The organism is Myxococcus llanfairpwllgwyngyllgogerychwyrndrobwllllantysiliogogogochensis, from assembly GCF_006636215.1.
Lineage (GTDB): Bacteria > Myxococcota > Myxococcia > Myxococcales > Myxococcaceae > Myxococcus > Myxococcus llanfairpwllgwyngyllgogerychwyrndrobwllllantysiliogogogochensis.
The window spans coordinates 1-4,593 of record NZ_VIFM01000452.1 but is presented as its reverse complement, the minus strand read 5'-3'; the positions used below and the strand labels follow the sequence as shown (position 1 = coordinate 4,593).

Annotated in this window: 4 protein-coding genes; all 4 read left to right on the top strand. The window is 71.4% G+C overall.

Annotation, left to right across the window (positions count from 1 at the left end):
• On the top strand, nucleotides 1-1,484 hold a 1,484-nt coding region (locus tag FJV41_RS48090), incomplete at its 5' end, for a HEAT repeat domain-containing protein (protein WP_181791475.1).
• Nucleotides 1,485-1,494: 10 nt separating this feature from the next.
• Complete coding sequence (locus tag FJV41_RS48085; protein WP_141649346.1) at nucleotides 1,495-2,316, top strand: CheR family methyltransferase; 822 nt, start codon at nucleotides 1,495-1,497, stop codon at nucleotides 2,314-2,316.
• Complete coding sequence (cheB, locus tag FJV41_RS48080; RefSeq protein ID WP_141649345.1) at nucleotides 2,313-3,362, top strand: chemotaxis-specific protein-glutamate methyltransferase CheB; 1,050 nt, start codon at nucleotides 2,313-2,315, stop codon at nucleotides 3,360-3,362. Before FJV41_RS48085 ends, cheB begins: the two co-directional genes overlap by 4 nt.
• Nucleotides 3,363-3,489: 127 nt before the next feature.
• Nucleotides 3,490-4,455, top strand: a complete 966-nt coding sequence (locus FJV41_RS48075) for a fatty acid desaturase family protein (RefSeq protein ID WP_174486609.1) — start codon at nucleotides 3,490-3,492, stop codon at nucleotides 4,453-4,455.
• The last annotated feature ends 138 nt before the right edge of the window (nucleotides 4,456-4,593 follow it).

Here is a 4,593-nt window from a genome sequence, read left to right as displayed (position 1 = left end):
GTTGGGTGGGAGGGCAGGACGCCGCGGCGGGACTGCTGCGGCTGTTGGACGGACCGGACCCGTCGGTGGCGCGCTCGGCGGCGAGCGCCCTGGCGGAGCTGGGGGCGGACGCGGACGAGCAGATTCTGCAGGCGCTGCAGGACGGAGACAGCGCCCGGCGCAGGGTGCTGCTGCCCCTGGTGGGGCGCCGCGCGTCGGCGGTGCCGGAGGTGATGGCGTGTCTGGAGGACCGGGAGGCGTCCGTGCGCGCGCTGGCGGCGGACACCCTGTCGCGCATCGGTGACACGTCCGCGGTGCCCGTGCTCTTCCAGCGCCTGATGGATGACGACGCGCGCGTGGTGCAGGCCGCCACGGGCGCCATCCAGTCGCTGGGCAGCGAGCAGACGGAGACGCTGGCGCTCCACGCGGCGCGCTCCGCGGACCCCCGTCTGCGCCGCGCGGCGCTGCGAATCATCTCCTACTTCGGTTATCCCCGAGGGCTGGAGGTGCTGCTGTCCGCGATGCGCGACTCGGACGAGCGGCTGCGCGACGCGGCCATCTTCGGCCTGCCCTTCATCGAGGACCCGCGCGCGGTGGACGCGCTGCTGGCGGCGGCCACCCACGAATCGGAGCGCACGCGCGCCGCGGCCATGCGCGCGCTGGGGCAGACGGAGAAGGAGGCCCGCATCACCTCCACGCTGCTCGGCGGCCTCAACGACAGGGACGCGTGGGTGCGCTACTACGCGTGCCAGTCCCTGGGGAAGCTGAACGAGGAAGCCGCCGCGGATGCGATTGTCGCGCTGGCGGACGACGACGCGGGGCAGGTGCGCGTGGCGGTGGTGGACGCGCTGGCGCACATGCACACGGAGAGCGCGATGACGGCGCTGCGCCGCGCGGCGGCCAGCACCGACGCGGACGTGCGGCGCGCGGCGCTGCTGGGGCTGGGCGTGGCCCGGCGTCAGGACGCGCTGCCGGTGTTGCTGGAGGCCTCCTCGTCGGAGGATGCCGCCACGCGCCTGGTCGCGCTGTCCGCCGTGGCCGAATACGAGGCGCCGGAGACGCTGCCCGCGCTGTTGCATGCGGCCAGTGACAGGGATGACAGCGTGCGCAGCGCGGCGGTGGGGTTCCTCGCCACGCGCCCGGGTGTCCCCGCCACCCAGGCCCTGGTGTCGCTCCTGGGGGACCTGACGGTGCGCGAGCGGGTGGTGAGCGCGCTGGCGCTGCCCATGGAGGGGCGGCTGCCCGGCCTGCTCGCGGCGCTGGACGTGGCGGACGAGGTGACCGCGCCCCTGCTGGTCGCGGCCCTGGCGCGCATGCGCCGGGCGGACGCACGCGCCGCGCTGGTGCAGGCGTTGGAGACCTCCAGCGCCGCGGCCCGCCGCGCCGTCGTGCCCGCCGTGGGCGCGCTGGGAACCCTGGAGGCACGCGACGCGCTGGAGCGCGCCTCCCTGCGCGACGAGGACCCTGAAGTCCGGCGGGCCTGCCTCGTGGCCCTGGGGAAGTGACAAGGACGTCATGCCTTCCCTGCCGATGTCCCCCCAGGTCTTCGCCATCCTCACCGCGCTCATCGAGCAGCGCGCGGGGTTGCACTATGCGGCGGAGGACCGCGAGCTGTTGTCCGACAAGGTGTCGGACCGGGCGCAGGAAGCGGGCTTCGACTCGCTGCTCGACTACTACTACTTCCTCCGGTACGACCCGGCGGGCTCGGCCGCGCTGGATTCCCTCGTGGACTCGCTGCTCGTGCACGAGACGTATTTCTTCCGGGAGGCGCAGCCGTTGTCGGTGCTGGTGGAGGACGTGCTCCTGCCCAGGGTGCGCGCCGGCCAGAAGCCCCGCGTGTGGTGCGCGGCCTGCTCCACCGGCGAGGAGCCCTTGACGCTGGCGATGATGCTGGCGGACCGGGGTGTGCTCTCCGGCGTGGAGTTGCTGGCCAGTGACTTGAGCACCCGGGCGCTGGAGCGCGCTCGCACCGGCGAGCACAACCTGCGCTCCATGCGCGCCTTGCCGCCCGGAGTGGAGGGGCGCTGGCTGGAGCAGGTGGACGGACGGGCCCGGCCGAAGCAGGAGCTGGTGGACGCGGTGGAGTGGCGCCGCATCAACCTGGTGGACGAGGGGGCGGTGGCGAAGCTGGGCCAGTTCGACGCCATCCTCTGCCGCAATGTCCTCATCTACTTCCAGGATGAGACGGCGCGCCGCGTGGTGGCGTCGCTCACCCAGGCGCTGAAGCCCGGAGGCCAACTGGTGGTGGGCACCTCCGAATCGCTGCTGCGCTTCGGCACCGCGCTCTCCTGTGAGGAGCGGCGCGGCGTATTCTTCTATGGCAAGGCGGGCGCATGACGGCCGTGACTCCTGTTCGCGTCCTGGTGGTGGACGACTCGGCCTTCGCGCGCAAGGTGCTGCGCCAGGTGCTCTCCAACGCGCAGGGCATCGAAGTGGTGGACACCGCGCGCGACGGCCTGGACGCGCTGGAGAAGGTGGCGGAGCTCAAGCCCGACGTCCTCACGCTGGACCTGGTCATGCCGGGGCTGGACGGGCTCGGCGTGCTGCGCGCCCTGGACTCCATGCCGGCCGCTCCCCGCGTCGTCGTGGTCAGCAGCGCGGGCGAGGAGAGCGAGCTGGCGGTGTCCGCCCTCCAGGCCGGCGCGGTGGAGCTGGTGCACAAGCCCTCCGCGCTCGCCACGGACCGGCTCTACGAGCTGGGCGCGGAGCTGGTGGAGAAGGTGCGCATCGCCGCTCGCGCGGTGCCGCACCCGCCGCGCGGGGTGGCTCCAGCCGCGGCCACTTCGACTTCTCCGGCGGAGGTGTTCGGGCCGGCGCGCAACCTGGTGGTGGTGGGCACGTCCACCGGCGGTCCCCAGGCCCTCACGCGGCTCTTGTCGGCGCTGCCGGCGGACTTCCCCGCGCCCATGGCGCTCGCGCTGCACATCCCCCCGGGGTACACGGAGGCGGTCGCCCGCCGGCTGGACTCGCTGTGCGCGCTGGAGGTGCGCGAGGCGGAGGACGGGATGGAGATGCGCCCCGGCCGCGTCGTGCTCGCGCGTGCGGGCCAGCACCTCAAAATCGAGCGGCACGGCGCGCTCACCGTGGGCCGCGTGGACCGGCACCCGGTGCAGATGCCGCATCACCCCTCCGTGGACGTCCTCTTCGAGAGCGCGGCCCGCACGTGGGGCCGTGACACGGTGGGGCTGGTGCTCACCGGCATGGGCGACGACGGACGGGAGGGCGCGCGCGCCATCCGCGCGGCGGGCGGCTCCATCCTCACCGAGTCCGAGTCCTCCTGTGTCGTCTACGGCATGCCTCGCGCCGTGGACGAAGCGGGCCTCGCCACCGCCAGTGCGCCCCTGGAGGGAATGGTGGCGTTGCTGCTCACTCAGCTCCGCTGACTTCGGGAAAAAACGGGTGGGGTGTCCGTCGCCCGCACCCCTACATGGTGAGGAAGCAGGCAGCCTTGCCCTGGAGGGGGAGCGATAGTTTTGGTTCTGCACGGACGCGTAAGGCAGACTGCCGGCCATGCTCCGTTACAGCGCCGACATCCGCACCCTCCTCTGGTGCCTGGCGATGCCCGTGGTGGCCCTCTCGATGTACGCGGCCCCCTCGCTCATCCCCTACCTGTGCCCGCTCGCGTGCTACCTGGCGCTGTCCGCGGGCGTCATCGCCCACAACCACAACCACAGCCCCACCTTCCGCAACCGGAAGATGAATGAGGCGATGGGCATGTGGCTGTCGTTGTTCTACGGCTACCCCACCTTCGTGTGGATTCCGACGCACAACCTCAACCACCACAAGTTCGTGAACAAGGCGGGCGACGCCACCATCACCTGGCGCTACTCGAAGAAGCACAACTTCCTCGTCGCCTTCCTGTTCCCCTTCGTCTCCACGTACTGGCAGCAGGAGCCGACGAAGGCCTTCATCGAGAAGGCGCGCACGCGCAACCGCGCCCTGTTCCGGCAAATCGTCCTCCAGTACATCGTCTGGGGCGGCACGCACGCGGCGCTCGTCGCGCTGGCCATTTATATGCACGGCGTGGCGGGCGGCCTGCGCATCTGGGCCTTCGCGTTCCTGATTCCGGCCTTCTTCTCGCTGTGGACCATCATGTTCTTCAACTACATCCAGCACGTCCACTCGGACCCCTGGAGCGAGCACGACCACAGCCGCAGCTTCACCGGCCGCCTCATCAACTTCTTCCTCTTCAACAACGGCCTGCACGCCGTCCACCACGAGACGCCGGGCCTGCACTGGAGCCTCCTGCCGGAGGCGCACGCCAAAATCGCGGCGGACATCGACCCGGAGCTCAAGCCCGTCAGCTTCTTCGGCTGGTGCTTCCGCTCCTACGTGCTGGCGCCCATCTTCCCCCGCTTCGGCACCAGGCAGGTGGGCCGCGCCCCATATGACCCGCCCGCGGGCGGCACCGTCGACGTGTCCTTCGGCGACGAACTGCAGGCGGTCGACTCGGGCGTCAACGTCGCTCGCGTCTGACGCACCCGCACACGCGGGCCTCGTGTGGGTGTCTCTGTCCTGTATTTCCCATCTCTCCCTGGAATCTGACCAGGGGGAGTATTCGCCATGTGGCTGATTCTCGTATCTCGCGGTCAGAGGTACGGGCGGGCTGGGGGG

Coding starts and splice junctions, on each gene's coding strand:
- FJV41_RS48085 (WP_141649346.1), top strand. CDS start 1,495: ATGCCTTCCCTGCCGATGTCCCCCCAGGTCTTCGCCATCCTCACCGCG.
- cheB (WP_141649345.1), top strand. CDS start 2,313: ATGACGGCCGTGACTCCTGTTCGCGTCCTGGTGGTGGACGACTCGGCC.
- FJV41_RS48075 (WP_174486609.1), top strand. CDS start 3,490: ATGCTCCGTTACAGCGCCGACATCCGCACCCTCCTCTGGTGCCTGGCG.